Here is a 13,331-nt window from a genome sequence, read left to right on the forward strand (position 1 = left end):
AGCGAATTGCGCGCCCATTGCCTGTGTCCGCGCACCTCACTTCGGCAGTTTAGAGCCAAATTTGCCGTGATGGTCATCGATAGGCAAATGCAGCGACAAATCTTGCGGAATCAGCCCCGGTGACGCGCCAAATTAGCGAGGACGCACACCCGGTTTTCCGGCCTCCGGAAACAAAAATTCGACACCGGCGCTCGCAAACGCGGCTTCGATGCCGGCAAGCGCCGGATCGTTGTGTGGCGGAGCGCCGTCCGCTTCTTCCAATCGCCGAATGGTCGCACGCGAGATCCCCGCAGCGTGCGCCAAATCCTTGACCGACCACCGCACGATCCCGCGCGCGGCCCTGATTTGCGCCCCCGTGATGCGGTGGGCACCTGCGCGCGCCGTATTGCGGTCGAGATCAACACTGATCCCCAGCCACTCCTTGATATTGCCTGCATCATCCAGCAGCGGCTGGCCGGTGGAACGCTTCCATTTGAAAGTACCGTCGGCCTGGAGAAAGCGGTGCACGACGTCATAGCCACGCTTCTCTCGGCTCGCGGCCGCACAAACTCTGAGCATCTTCTCCTGATCATCGGGATGGACGAGCTGGAGCCAGCCAGATTCGGACGCAACGATCTGGCTGCCATGATCACAATTGACGACTTCGTGGATTCGACCGTCCGATTTGGCGATCCACACCACGGCTCCCGCAGCCTTGATCAGGGCACGGTACCGCTCGTCAGCAATCCGCAGCCGGTTGAGCTGATCCTCGCGGGTCGTGATATCGGTGCAGACACCGATGGCCTTCTCCGCCGCCCCCTCCGGGTCAACAAAGACGATGATCTGACAATAGATCCAGGCGATGTTGCCGCCGCGGCGAATGACGCGGAATTTCCGTCTGATGGTTGAGGCCTCTTGGATGACCCGCTCCACCTCGGCCTGCGCGCCTCGATCGTCCGGATGGGTAACCTGGAGGATCGCCGCAAAGGATGGCACTACCTTTCCCGGCTCGATGCCCAGAAGATCATGATACCCGCGAGACCAGTGCATCTCATCGGTACGCAGATTCCAGCTCCACAGTCCGCACCGCAGCTCACGCTCGATCAGACCGAAGCTTTCTTCGGTGCCTCTCTTCAAGAGGTCCAACATTTTTTTGCTCTTGATAGTCCAAAGACCTGACACTTAACGAAGTCAGGAACATTGTCCAGCGGTGCGCCAGCCTAGTAGAGCAAGGTTCTGGCGCGAATTTGCGCCAGAACGCTCGGCAAGATCGGGAACGCCTTAGTGGTGTCGACGGCCGCTGTTTTTCGGAGCGTAGGCAAAGGACTCGGCCTGATAGAAGGGATCGCGCGTGCAGCTTCCGCCGCGACCGGAAATCATGGCAAGGCACTGCTCCATGGTATCGAAGCCGCAATTCCGCGGCGATCCCAAGGTGTAATCCACGCGGCAAAACTCATAGTTCTTCGCGCTTGCTGGCTCTGCCATGCCTCAGAACGTCGCAGCGGCGAGCGCCGCCGCTGCGATGGTGCTCAAGGCGATCGTCTTGGTCATGTCTACTCTCCGTGCGTTCGGGTCGGTGATGAAACCGACGGACGGTTACCCGGCGCCAGCGTTCGGAAAAAGCAGACACAGCGCGAAAGACTGTCTCGCGGATTGAGCCAATCCAATCGACCAGTCGGGCACATGGCGTGAATAAAGTCGTGAATGTTGGAACGACCCGCCGCTGCAGGCGACCTCTTCGAGCTACACGATCGCTTCTTCGGACAAGGCCGATTGTTCGGTGCGGATCTGCCGAACCTGCTCGATGACGAAATCCATCACCAGACGGGTGCGGGGCGCCAGATGTCGGCGTGACGGGTACACCAGGCTGAAGGGCAGTCCCGGCGAAGGATAGTCGCTCAAGAGACGGACCAGATCGCCTCTGCGGAGGTCATCGACCACCTGCACGAGCGGAAGAAAGGCAATGCCATATCCGACACGAGCCGCAAGATGGACCGCGGCGCCATCATTGGCGAGCATGCCGCCCGACACACGAACCTCCCGCGCGGTGTCCGGCCCTGCAAAGGCCCAGATGTCCGATCCCGGGCCGATGTCGTGGATGATGCAGGCATGGCTTGCGAGTTCGACCGGATTGCGCGGCTCGCCGTGCGCTGCGATGTAGCTGGGGGCCGCGACCACGACACGGGCCGCTATCCCGATCCGCCGTCCGACGAGGGACGCATCGACGATGTCCCCGACCCGCATGGCCAGGTCCAGGCGGTCTTCGATCATGTCGCCGAACCGGTCGTTTACAACAAGTTCGACCTTGAGGCCGGGATTGCTCGCCAGCAGCGCCGGCAGTCGCGGTGCGAGAAAATGGCTGGCCGCGACCATGATCCCGAGGCGAACCAGGCCTACGGGCGATGCGCTCTGTCGTCCAAGCGCAGCTTCGATGGTCTCGATGCCTTCGAGCACCGGGCGCGCGAGATCGAGCAGCATCTGTCCGTCGTCGGTCAGGCTGAGCTTGCGGGTCGTCCTGTGCAGCAGACGAACGCCGAAATGCTCCTCGAGAGAGGAGATCTGCCGCGCCACGGCCGCCTTGCTGACGTCGCGCTCGCGCGCCGCAGCCGAGAATGAGCCGGTCTCGGTGACCCGCACCAGTACCGCCAGGGCGCTTACGATGTCCATGTCGCGTTCAGCCGGACTGCGCTCGTTAGATGCAACGTGCTCACGGCTAGTCGCAGACGAGATACCTGCTATGGCGTCTATAAACGTAGTAGCAGTCGCTACTCGAGTAGCCGCCCGAGCGCGCGCCGCCATAGGCGTACCCGGCATAGGCGCCGGTCGCGTATGCGCCGGCATAGCTCGCAGCGCGCGCTCCATATCCATATCCGTGCACACCGCCATAGCGATAGCCGGCACCGCCGATGTTGACCGCGGTGGTCCGCGCGGCGTTCACGACGGTCGGCCCGCCGCTGACACCTCGCGCGGCGAGATCGGCGCGCGGCCCCGCTGCCGGACCGAGGCGAGGACCGCCAAGTGCGGCGGGACCGGGACCTGCGAAGGCTGGAGGCGCTGCTGCAGCCATGGGTGGAGGGCCCGCGGGCGCCATCGGCGGCGGCGGAAATTGCGCAAATGCAACAGAGGGGGCGAGCGAACCCGCCGCGATCGTCACAGCGATGGCAACCGCTGAAAGGGTCTTCGAGGGCATCATCATCTCCATTTTAGATTTGGGGCTCGAGCACAGGCTCTGGTGCGTCGTGCGTGGGCCTCTGTTCGGCCGGTGCTTCGTGCGCAACGGCTTCGTCGGCATGTGAAGGTGATTCATCCGCCTGGTCAGGATGAATCCTGAACCACGCGACATACAGCGCCGGCAGGAACAGCAGCGTCAGCAGCGTGCCGACGATGATGCCGCCCATCATGGCGTAGGCCATCGGACCCCAGAAAATCTCGCGCGCGATCGGAATGAGCGCGAGACTTGCGGCGGCAGCCGTGAGCAGGATCGGTCGCATGCGGTGCTCGGTTGCTTCCACCACGGCCTCCCAGGCCGGCCTGCCCTCCTTCTTCAGATCCTCGATCTGCACGATCAGGATCACGGAATTGCGGACCAGGATGCCGATCAGGGCGAGCACGCCGAGGATGGCGACGAAACCAAGCGGCGCGCCGCTCGGCAGCATGGCCATGACGACGCCGATCAGCGCGAGCGGCGCAACGGCGAACACCAGGAACAGGCGCGAAAAGCTCTGCAACTGCACCATCAGCACGGTCGCCATGACGAACAGCATCAGCGGTACGACCGCGATGATCGGCCCCTGGCTCTTGGCGCTCTCTTCCACCGAGCCTCCGATCTTGATCGCGTAACCCGCGGGCAGCTGCTTGGCAAATTCCGCCACCCTCGGCGCGAGCTGGTCGACGACCGTCTTCGGCTGCACATCGCTGACGACGGCGGCCTTGAGAGTAATCGTTGGAATCCGTGCGCGCCGCCAGATCGTGGGCTGCTCGAGCTCGTAGCGCAGATTGGCGACGGCGCCGAGCGGCACCGATTGGCCGCCGAGCCCGGGCATCTGAAGGTCGCGCAGTGTATCGATCGAGGCGCGTTCCGCTGCGGTCGCGCGGCCCGTGACATTGACGAGATAGATGCTGTCACGCACCTGCGTGACCGGCGTGCCCTGGAGCACCGAGTTCAGGGTGGTGGCGATATCCTCCGAGGTGACGCCGAGCTGGCGCGCCTTGTCCTGGAGCACATCGACCTTGACGACCCGCGCGGGTTCCATCCAGTCGAACACCACGTTGCCGAGGTCAGGACTGCTGCTGACGACGCCGGCAAGCTTTTGCGCGAGGTCGCGGACCTCGGCGATATCGGGCCCGCTCAGGCGGTATTGCACCGGACGGCCGACAGGCGGGCCGACCTCGAGCAGCTTGACGTAGGTGTCGGTGCCAGGGAAGGTCTTCCGCAAATAGTCCTCGAACTGCGACTTGAGACGGTCGCGTGCGGCGATGCCGCCTTTGGTCACGATCACCTGCTGGCCGAACCAGGTGTTGGCGGTCTGAACATCGAACGACAGCACGAAGCGCGGCGCGCCGGTGCCGACATAGGTGGACCAATGCTCGACCGCATCGTTGCCCTGCAACTGCTCGCGCTCGAAGCGGGTCATCTGGGCGTTGGTGTCGGTGATCGAGGCATTCTGCGGCAGGTTCCAATCGATGACGAGCTCGGCTCGGTCGGACGAGGGGAAGAACTGCTGCTGCACGAACTGCAAGCCGAACACAGCGAGCAGGAAGGCGCCGGCCGTCACCGCAATGGTGCTCCAGCGGTGATGCATGCAGAACAGCAGGAGACGCGCAAACATCTGCGCGACGCGACCTTTTTGCTCGTGATGTCCCTTCATCCTGGCCGGCAGGATGGTGACGCCGAGCAGCGGCGTGAACAAGACCGCCACGATCCAGGAGACGATCAGAGATACCGCGATCACCACGAACAGGGTGAAGGTGAACTCGCCGGCATTGCTGCTGTTGAGCCCGATCGGGATGAAGCCGGCCACGGTAACAAGCGTTCCCGTCAGCATCGGAAACGCGGTCGACGTATAGACGTGGGTGGCCGCCTTTTCGAGGGGATCGCCGATCTCGAGCCGCGCCACCATCATCTCGACCGCGATCATGGCATCGTCGACCAACAGGCCAAGCGCGATGATCAGGGCGCCCAGCGAAATGCGCTGCAGCGAGATGCCGCAATAGGCCATCACCACGAAGGTGATCGCGAGCACGAGCGGAATGGCGATGGCGACCACGAGTCCCGCCCGCAAGCCCAGGCTCAGGAAGCTGATGCCGAGCACGATGATCACGGCCTCGAACAGCGCTTCGGTGAAGCCAGAGACCGCATGTTCGACCACGACGGGCTGATCGGCAACGAGATGGACACCGACGCCGATCGGCAGGTCGGCGATGATCCCGGCCATCTCTTTCTTCAGCGCCTCGCCGAACTGGAGCAGGTTGGCACCGGACTTCATGCCGATCGCAAGTGCAATGGCGGGCTGACCATTGTATCTGAACAGCGTTGACGGTGGATCGGCATAGCCGCGCGTAATGGTCGCGACATCGGTCAACGGGAAGAAGCGGTCGTTGATGCGCAGATTAACCGCCTTCAGGCTCGCCTCAGAGGTGAACTGGCCGTTGACGCGGACGCTGATTCGCTCCGGCCCCTCCTGGAACACGCCGGAGGGCGCCACCGCGTTCTGGCCTTGCAGCGAATTCATGATGGCGTGGACGTCGAGGCCGAGCGCCGCGGTCTTGCGGGTGGAGAATTCCAGATAGATCACCTCGTCCTGCGCACCGAGAATGTCGACCTTGCCGACATCCGGCACGGTCAGCACCTTGGCCCTGATATTATCCTCGACCTGGTCGCGCAGCTGTCGCTGGCTCAAGCCGTCGCTGGTGAAGGCATAGACGTTGCCGAACACGTCGCCGAAACGGTCGTTGAAGCCGGGCCCGATCACGCCTTGGGGAAAATCGCCCCTGATGTCGGCGATCATGTTGCGGACGCGCACCCAGGTCGGCTTGACGTCGGCGGCCTTGGTCGAATCGCGCAAGTAGACGAACACGGTGGTCTGGCCCGCGACCGTCACGCTCTTGGTGTAGTCGAGCGATTCCAGCTCCTCCAGCTTCTTCTCGATCCGGTCTGTGACCTGACGGGTCATCTCCTCGGGCGAGGCGCCCGGCCACTGTGCCTGGATCACCATGGTCTTGATGGTGAAGTCGGGGTCCTCCTGCCGTCCAAGCTGGAGATAGGCAAACAGGCCGGCCGCCATGAAGGCGATCATGAAATACCAGACGAGCGAGCGATGGCCGAGCGCCCAGTCGGAGAGGTTGAACGACTTCATGGCTCTTGATCCTGTTGGATGCGGACGTGCTGTCCCGGCTTGAGGCTGTGAATTCCGGCGGTGACGATTCGAGCGCCTGCGGCAAGTCCGCCGGTGACGCGGATGCCTGCCGGTTCGGCGACGCCGTCGATCTTCTGCAACGAGACGGTGCTGGTGGTTTGGTCGACCACCCAGACGAAATCGGCACCGTCCTTGCTGAGCACCGCTGATGCGGGCAGGCGCAAGACCTTGCCCTGGTCCTTGCCGAGCCTGGCCGTGACCGTCGCGCCAAGGCGGAAGCTTTCGGGCGGATTGTCGAGCGCAATCCGAACGCGGCGCAGCCGCGTCAGCGCGTCCGCCTGCGGCGCGATTTCACGGATCCTGCCCTCGACCTCGACGGCGGGAAGGAGCTGCAGGCTGACGGTGAAGGCGAGCCCGACCTCGAGCGGCACGGGAAAGTCTTCCCCGATATCGACGACCGCCTCGCGAATGTCCGGCCGCGCGACCGTCACCACGGTTTGACCGGGCGAGACCACCTGGCCCACTTCCGCACCAACGGCGGTGACGACGCCGCCGAAATCGGCCTTGATCTGGGCGTAGCCGAGTTGCTCGATCGCCTTCGTAAGGCTCGCCTGCTCCTGTGCGACGCTCGCTTCGGCTCCGGCGCGCGCCTGCTCGGCATTGTCGAGTGTCTGTTTCGTGGTCGCCTCGCTGGTGATCAGCGTCCGTTGCCGCTCCTCCGTGGCCCTGGCCGTCGCAAGCTGCGCCTCAGCCTTCGCAAGCTGGGCTTTGGCGGCGCGAACGGCGAGATCGAGCGCGGTGGGATCGATCGTGCCGATGATTTGTCCTTCGCCGACGATGTCGCCAACATAGACCGGGCGCGAGGTCAGCCGTCCGAGCACGCGAAAGCCGAGGTTGGTCTTGTAGCGCGGCTCGACGACGCCGACGGCAATTGTGCTGTCGCCGCTGTTCGGCTTGGCCAGCATCGAGAGCACGGGGCGCACGGGCTCCGGCGCGTTCGTCTCCTGCTGACACCCGGCGAGCAGCGAGGCCGCCGCGAGCGTGCCGGCAATCATCATGATCGGTCGCTTCATGACCGTCCTCCCGCTTCAGTAACCGACTGGCCAACGCTCAAGAGCTTGCCGCCGTCGACGACGACGCGCTCACCGGGCTCGAGGCCAGCCTTGATCAGCACCTGTCCGGCCTCGTATGCGCCGACCGTGACCGGCTTCAGCGACGCCGTCTGCGTCCTGGGGTCGACGGTCCAGACGGCAGGCTTGCTGCCCGCGGCCATCAGTGCGCTCCAGGGCAAGGCGATCTCGCTCTGAGGCTTCGCCTTGACCGTTCCGGCGACGGCGCTGCCCAATGTCATCGCGGCCGGCGGATTGTCGATGGACACCTTGACGCGGATCGTGGAGCTCTTCGCATCGATCACAGGTGAAATCTCTCTCACCTCGCCCGCTGCCGTCACATCGGGATCGGAGACGAGCGCCAGCGTGACGCGGCGGCTGTCGGTCTGGCCGAGGAAGGCGGACTCATAGACCTCGAAGACGGCATCCCGCGCCCCGTCCTGCGCGAGCGAGAACACGGGTTGCGCGGCCGGCACGACCTGGCCGACCTCGAGATTTCGCGCGGTCACGACGCCGTCGGCTTCGGCGCGCAGCACGGTATAGCCAAGCGCGTCCTGCGAGGTGCCGAGCTGCGCCCGGGCTGCCTCCAGCGCGCCGACCGCCGTTCGCAGGCCCTCCTGGGCCTGATCGTAGACGGTGCGGGTGGTGAAGCCGCTCGCGATCAGCGCGCTCTGGCGCTCGAACGTTGCCTTTGCCACGCGCAGCTGAGCTTCGGCGGAGGCCACTGCCGCGGTCGCAGCATCCACGTCGGCCGCCTGCTCGGCCGGATCGAGCCGGGCGAGGACGTCGCCCTTGTTGACGTGAGCACCAACGTCCACGGTGCGAGCAACCACACGTCCGCTGACGCGGAAGGAAAGATCGGCACGGAAGCGGGCCTGGACCTCTCCCGTCAACGTGATGGCACCTTGCCGGTCGCGCGGCTGCACGATCGTGGTCCGGACCAGCGTGGCCCGCGTGGCCGTCTGCGCCGCGTGATCATTGCAGCCGCTCAGTGCGATACTGACGAGCGCGCCCGCTGCGGCGAAAACCTTCACCGCACGCGGCGCCATGATCGGATGGGAGGATCGGCTGGTCATGGCGCGACCGTCGGATGGGACAGCGTCAAGAGCCCGGCGAGCGCATCCTGGGATCGGCGGGAAGCGAGCGCTGTGTCAGTCGAAGCGGTGGCTCGCGTGCGGCGCGGCGCCCTCATCTGGCGCGTCGCGATGGTCCAGTTTGCGTCCCGTTCGCGCTCGGTCAGCGGGAACGAGAGGACGATCGAGGTGAATTCGGTGCCAAAACCCTGCTCGATCCGGCCGCCGAGCGCTCTGGCGATATCCCGCGCGATCCGCAATTCGCGGTCTGAGGCATCGCGCGCCGGACGCGAGCCGTTGTCCAGGATCACGCAGTTCACCAGCGCGCCGGTCCGCGTCAACTTGACCCTGATCTGCCCCGGTCTCGCCTCGAAGCAGGCGTGCCGTGCCGCGTGCATCACGAGCTCGTGGACCATCAGCCCCAGATGCCAGCAGCGCTCCGGCTGCAGCGCGAGGGACTGCGTCGCGAATGCCAGCTGAATGTTCATCCGGTCCAGCACCGCGCGCCGCATGCCACAACCCAGCTTGCGAATGGAGGTCGCGGCGTGGATCAGCGTATCGCCCGCGGGCATGGCCAGCGCACCATGCACATCGGAATAGCCCTGCAGCAGCTCGACCACGTCGCCCAGCGCGCATTTGGCTTCCGCTCCCTCGACCCGGATGGCCGCGGCGGAGACCAGGTCGATGGCGAAGGCAACGCCATTGCTGACCCTGTGGTGCAGCTCCCGCAGCAGCGTGCCTTCCTGCAAGCCGGACGGCCCTCGGTTCAACAGAGTCACAACATTCTCCTCATTTGGATCGAACGATCCGGCCAAACGTCCACCTTTGCGGCCCGGATCATTCGGGGCGCTCGCCAGGCCTGCCGAGCAGAGCCAGGCTAATAATAAACTATACCGTATATTTTCTTTTTCTTGCCTTTCTTTGCAGACCATGTCAAGCGGGAAAGCGACATGCACAGACTCGTGATTTCGGAGGACCAAAAATGAAGAAGACGAAGCGAGGCAGACCGCCCAGGGATTCGGCCGGCGACGCGCAGGCGCGCATCCTCGATGCCGCCCAGCAGCTGTTTCTGGAAAAGGGCTATCGCAGCGCCAGCATCGACGACATTTCCGAACTCGCGCCCGCGAGCAAGCCGACGATCTACGCCCACTTCCCCGGCAAGGAAGCGCTGTTCGCGGCGGTGGTGGCCCGCACGGTCGAGGGATTGACCGATTTCAAGGGATTCTCGCCGGAAGGCCGCACCATCGAGGACAAATTGATGAACCTCGGGACCGAAATCGTGGAACGGTTCGTGGAAGAATCGGTGGACTTGGTCCGCGCCACGATCGCCGAATCGCAGCGATTTCCCGAACTGAGCCGCAACGTTCATGACACCGCACGCGATCGCTCTCAGGCCGCGGTGTCCCAACTGCTGGACGACGCCACGCAGAAGCTTGCGCGCGCCCCCAAGGGTCCTTTCAGTGCCAAGCGAAGCCGCGCCACGGCGCAGATCTTTCTCGACCTGATCGTGCTGCCAATGCTGTTCCGGTCGCTCGTCGGCGAGACACCGAAGGACCTGAAGAGGGAGCTTCCCGGCTTCGTGCGCGAGCGCGTCGGATTTTTCCTGGCGGCCTGCGAGACGGACTGGTCACACTAGAATTGCGGCCAGTCTTATCTTCGGCGCGAGCGACGCTGCTTCAGCCGGCCCTGAGCTGCCCATGAGGTATCACCTTGGCCGGCTGCAACGATGGCGCACGACGCAAAGCGCTCGTACAAAATCTCAACATTTCTTCGAAGCTTGGTCGCAGCGTCGCAGCGCCGACCCGCGATGGGTTGAGATGGACGTCCATGGCTTCCAGCAGGCAGCAGGTCAGCGCCGTCGGGCTGCCGCCCTGCAGTTCGCCGCGTGCTTGCCCAGTGCCGATGATTGGTCGCAGCAGCCCCCGGATCTTGTCGTGATAGGCGAGGACGACCGTCCAGTTCTGACGAACAGCCAACGCCACCAGATCCTGCGCGCGTCGGTGCATCGCTGATCGACCCTCATTGCAGTCGGCAATCGCTTTCAGGATCGCCGCCAGGCGCTGCAGCGCCGGCCCCTGGGTGCGGGCCGCCTCAGCTGCAGCACTCACGGTCTCGTCGAGCAGCTCTGCGACCACAGCCTCTTCAATCGACCGCTTCGAGGGAAAGAAGCGGTAGACGTTGGCCGAGGACATCGACAGATGCTGCGCGATATCAGCAACGGTGGTCTTTTTGTGTCCTATCTCGCCATAGAGATGGATGGCGGCCTGCACGATCTTACAGCGGGCGCTACTCGTTCGACCTTCAATCCGGCTGCGCATGATGTCTCTCACTGCGCCGGAATGGTCATCAGCTCGCGGCGGCAGGCCTCGCCGAAATCGCGCAAGGGATCCATCTCCTCGATGAATTTCGGGAGATCGACGAATGTGCGATTTGGCGAGAGATACGTCTCGATGATCAAGTGCCCGGCTCTCTCGGCGGCCTGAACGACCTCGCTGCTCGATAAGATCCGCATGCGCCCGACCAGCGTATAGAGGCTAACCAGTCGCGGGATTTCGGCCTGATCATTGACCAGGGCCTCGGCGTAGAGCCGTGACGCCTCCTCGATGAAGCAATGGTACAATTGTTCGCGCTTCGAAAACGAGCGGGCATGATGAAGCTCGCGACGTTTTCGGCGTCCGCTGAACCATCCGCTGACGATGGTCGAGAGCGCGCCGAACGCAGAGCCGCCGAAGGCAGCCAGGGCCGGTATGTACACCGTGCTCATGAGATCGCTCCTGTCTCCTGCCGCGATGCCGATGCAATTCAGGGCAGGAACCCCGCCGCACCGGTTGCGGCATCAATCCTTATCTGCCCCTGGCCGAACCGGTGCTGGCTTGGTCGAACACCGCCTTGCACGCTTCGCTCAGGTTCGATTTCCTCTGCCGCAGACAGGCTTCGACACCCGACGGGTCCGGAATGTAGGCGCTGCACAGACGAAAGGCGTCCGGCGCACAAGCCGCCCTCTGCTCCGCGGTGCCCTGGTTCTCCTGAGCTGATGCTGATGCGCTGCCAAGCGCAATCACGACCGCTGCGAACAATATTTGCGTCAATCTCGTCATGTCAGATCCTTTCTTTGCTCGAGGCTTCTGGTTGGGCGGAGCCTTACCGCCTTGATCCTGCACACGCGCTTGTGAGGTCCTCGTCTTGACAGCATTCGCCGCGCGTGATTTATATGAACTATACGGTGTATTTTATTAAGGAGACAGAGAATGTCAACCGTGCTGTTCGCATTGATGCGCGAAAATCCGCTGCCCGGACTTGCCGCCGCATCGCTGAACATCGTCGTCGCCATGTGCCTCGTGGCGCTGAGCCTGCTGCTCGGCATTACCATCGCGATGATCGCGTCGGCTCATTCGCTCGCCACGCGCGATCCCGCCCCTGGCCAGCTGCAGCGGAGGACGGTCGCATGACGCCTGCCCTGCTGATTGCCCGCGACTGCATCATCTATTGGGTCAATGTCTGGCTCGCGCCGGTCGAATTCGTGTTCGACGAGATCGAGTCCGAGCTCGCGCGCAGAAACGCCGCGGCTGAGGACTTCGAACGCCCTGCGCAGCGACGTGAGATCACGACCGGTGGCGCGACATGTTGAACTTCATCGAGGTCTTTGACGTGATGGAAGTGAATCCGATCAGCCGGGAGGTGGTGTGGATCGGTCTTACCGGAACGCGGACGGCACTCCAGCGCGACGGTTTCATGATCGATCCGAAGGCAGGCGCCTTTTGTCCGGCGGACTGGCTCGACGAGCGCGGCTATCTCGACGCCGAACTCGCGCGCCGGCATCCGCGTCCGTGGGGCATCTAACGATGAGACTGTGTGATTCCACCGCCGGGAGCGAGCTGTCATGAGCCGACGATCTGCCATGTTCATGCGCGCAAGGCAGCCGATCGATAGCGCGCTTCCTCTGCGCGGCTATTTCCTGTCGGTGGGCGGAGCTCTGGTCTGCTTGTTGTGGTTGGCGGACTGGGCGCTGCCGGCGCAACTGCCGGGTCGCTTTTCCGAGCCGAATCCCGCACGGCCTGAAATCCGCATCCACTCCGACGTGAAGGGACCGGAGCTGGTCACGATCGATACCAATCAGCCCCTGCCCGCGCCCTCCGACAAGGAGATCGTCGTCGCCCACGCCCCTGTTGCAGGCGACTGACCAACCCAATCGAGATTGATCCGATGTCCAAGAACCATTTGTTTGCAGCGATCGTGTGGTCCGCGGCGCTCGCCGCGACCGGAGCGGCCGCTGACGTGCGGAATTCCGCTGATGCAACCAAGCAGGCCGTGAGCGAGCAGAGCGATGCCGAAGAGGCAGCCATCCGCCGCGTGCTTTCGGAGTTCCGCACCACCCGCGTCCCGCTCAGCCAGGCGATGGCGATAGCGGAGCGCCTGCACAGCGGATCGAAGACGGCCGACATCAGCTTCGAGATCGCAGGCCCGCCCGTCTATCGCATCCGCACGCTCAGAAATGAGCGCGTCTGGGAAAATGCCATCGATGCAAAGACCGGAGACGTCACGGGCAAGGAGACGACATTTTCACTCAAGGAGCTCGATCGGGAAGATCTCGCCAAATTCGTCGCCCTGAAATGGATAAAGCAGGAATTGTCTGATGCCGTGCAGCTCGCCGAGAAGGCTGCAGGAGGCAACGCTCTTGCCGGCGGATTGATGCGACAAGACGGCAGGCTCAACTTCGTGGTCGTCGTCGCATCCGGGGACCACTTGAAGGAAGTGATGCTCGAGCCGCCCAAGATCAGAGGCCAGACTTCGGGCGATCGTTGACACGAGCCTTC

General features: G+C 63.8%; 16 protein-coding genes. 6 read left to right on the plus strand and 10 right to left on the minus strand.

Annotated elements, in window-relative coordinates; genetic code table 11:
• Positions 1-132 precede the first annotated feature (132 nt).
• The 8 genes from XH80_RS29110 to XH80_RS29145 form a co-directional block, all read right to left on the minus strand.
• The gene (locus XH80_RS29110) at positions 133-1,128 is read right to left on the minus strand and encodes a PAS domain-containing protein (RefSeq protein ID WP_271601538.1); all 996 of its coding nucleotides are present in this window, start codon (positions 1,126-1,128) and stop codon (positions 133-135) included.
• 132 nt (positions 1,129-1,260) lie between these two features.
• Positions 1,261-1,464 (minus strand): DUF3551 domain-containing protein, encoded by a 204-nt coding sequence (locus XH80_RS29115; RefSeq protein ID WP_271601539.1) that lies wholly within the window; start codon positions 1,462-1,464, stop codon positions 1,261-1,263.
• Between the two features lie 258 nt (positions 1,465-1,722).
• Complete coding sequence (locus XH80_RS29120; RefSeq protein WP_271601540.1) at positions 1,723-2,646, minus strand: LysR family transcriptional regulator; 924 nt, start codon at positions 2,644-2,646, stop codon at positions 1,723-1,725.
• A gap of 46 nt (positions 2,647-2,692) precedes the next feature.
• Positions 2,693-3,169 (minus strand): hypothetical protein, encoded by a 477-nt coding sequence (locus tag XH80_RS29125; protein ID WP_271601541.1) that lies wholly within the window; start codon positions 3,167-3,169, stop codon positions 2,693-2,695.
• A gap of 13 nt (positions 3,170-3,182) precedes the next feature.
• Positions 3,183-6,335 (minus strand): efflux RND transporter permease subunit, encoded by a 3,153-nt coding sequence (locus XH80_RS29130; protein ID WP_271601542.1) that lies wholly within the window; start codon positions 6,333-6,335, stop codon positions 3,183-3,185.
• A complete protein-coding gene (locus XH80_RS29135) occupies positions 6,332-7,408 on the minus strand; it encodes an efflux RND transporter periplasmic adaptor subunit (protein WP_271601543.1) in 1,077 nt (358 codons plus the stop codon). Before XH80_RS29135 ends, XH80_RS29130 begins: the two co-directional genes overlap by 4 nt.
• Positions 7,405-8,520, minus strand: coding sequence for an efflux RND transporter periplasmic adaptor subunit (locus XH80_RS29140; RefSeq protein WP_271601544.1), 1,116 nt, complete (start codon positions 8,518-8,520; stop codon positions 7,405-7,407). The genes XH80_RS29135 and XH80_RS29140 overlap by 4 nt, the downstream gene beginning before the upstream one ends.
• Positions 8,517-9,266 (minus strand): sensor histidine kinase, encoded by a 750-nt coding sequence (locus tag XH80_RS29145; protein ID WP_271601545.1) that lies wholly within the window; start codon positions 9,264-9,266, stop codon positions 8,517-8,519. The genes XH80_RS29140 and XH80_RS29145 overlap by 4 nt, the downstream gene beginning before the upstream one ends.
• Before the next feature lie 233 nt (positions 9,267-9,499).
• On the opposite strand from XH80_RS29145, the gene XH80_RS29150 reads away from it, so the two are divergent.
• Positions 9,500-10,153 (plus strand): TetR/AcrR family transcriptional regulator, encoded by a 654-nt coding sequence (locus tag XH80_RS29150; protein WP_271601546.1) that lies wholly within the window; start codon positions 9,500-9,502, stop codon positions 10,151-10,153.
• 40 nt (positions 10,154-10,193) lie between these two features.
• Here the strand turns inward: XH80_RS29150 and XH80_RS29155 are convergent, their stop codons facing one another.
• Positions 10,194-10,835 (minus strand): TetR/AcrR family transcriptional regulator, encoded by a 642-nt coding sequence (locus XH80_RS29155; protein WP_271601547.1) that lies wholly within the window; start codon positions 10,833-10,835, stop codon positions 10,194-10,196.
• Between the two features lie 8 nt (positions 10,836-10,843).
• Positions 10,844-11,281, minus strand: coding sequence for a hypothetical protein (locus XH80_RS29160; protein WP_057751084.1), 438 nt, complete (start codon positions 11,279-11,281; stop codon positions 10,844-10,846).
• A 484-nt stretch (positions 11,282-11,765) separates the two neighbouring features.
• On the opposite strand from XH80_RS29160, the gene XH80_RS29170 reads away from it, so the two are divergent.
• Genes XH80_RS29170 through XH80_RS29190 form a run of 5 tightly spaced genes read left to right on the plus strand, consistent with a single transcriptional unit; the run spans position 11,766 to position 13,320 of the window.
• Positions 11,766-11,966 carry a hypothetical protein gene (locus XH80_RS29170; RefSeq protein ID WP_271601549.1) on the plus strand — a complete coding sequence of 67 codons (201 nt, stop codon included), beginning with the start codon at positions 11,766-11,768 and terminating at the stop codon, positions 11,964-11,966.
• Positions 11,963-12,145 carry a hypothetical protein gene (locus XH80_RS29175; protein ID WP_271601550.1) on the plus strand — a complete coding sequence of 61 codons (183 nt, stop codon included), beginning with the start codon at positions 11,963-11,965 and terminating at the stop codon, positions 12,143-12,145. The genes XH80_RS29170 and XH80_RS29175 overlap by 4 nt, the downstream gene beginning before the upstream one ends.
• A complete protein-coding gene (locus tag XH80_RS29180; protein ID WP_271601551.1) occupies positions 12,139-12,357 on the plus strand; it encodes a hypothetical protein in 219 nt (72 codons plus the stop codon). Before XH80_RS29175 ends, XH80_RS29180 begins: the two co-directional genes overlap by 7 nt.
• A 40-nt stretch (positions 12,358-12,397) precedes the next feature.
• Positions 12,398-12,697, plus strand: a complete 300-nt coding sequence (locus XH80_RS29185) for a hypothetical protein (RefSeq protein ID WP_271601552.1) — start codon at positions 12,398-12,400, stop codon at positions 12,695-12,697.
• Between the two features lie 23 nt (positions 12,698-12,720).
• Entirely contained in the window at positions 12,721-13,320 is a 600-nt protein-coding gene (locus XH80_RS29190; RefSeq protein WP_271601553.1) for a PepSY domain-containing protein, read from the plus strand.
• Positions 13,321-13,331: the final 11 nt, after the last annotated feature.

This window comes from Bradyrhizobium sp. CCBAU 45384 (assembly GCF_028128665.1).
Classification (GTDB): Bacteria; Pseudomonadota; Alphaproteobacteria; order Rhizobiales; family Xanthobacteraceae; genus Bradyrhizobium; species Bradyrhizobium manausense.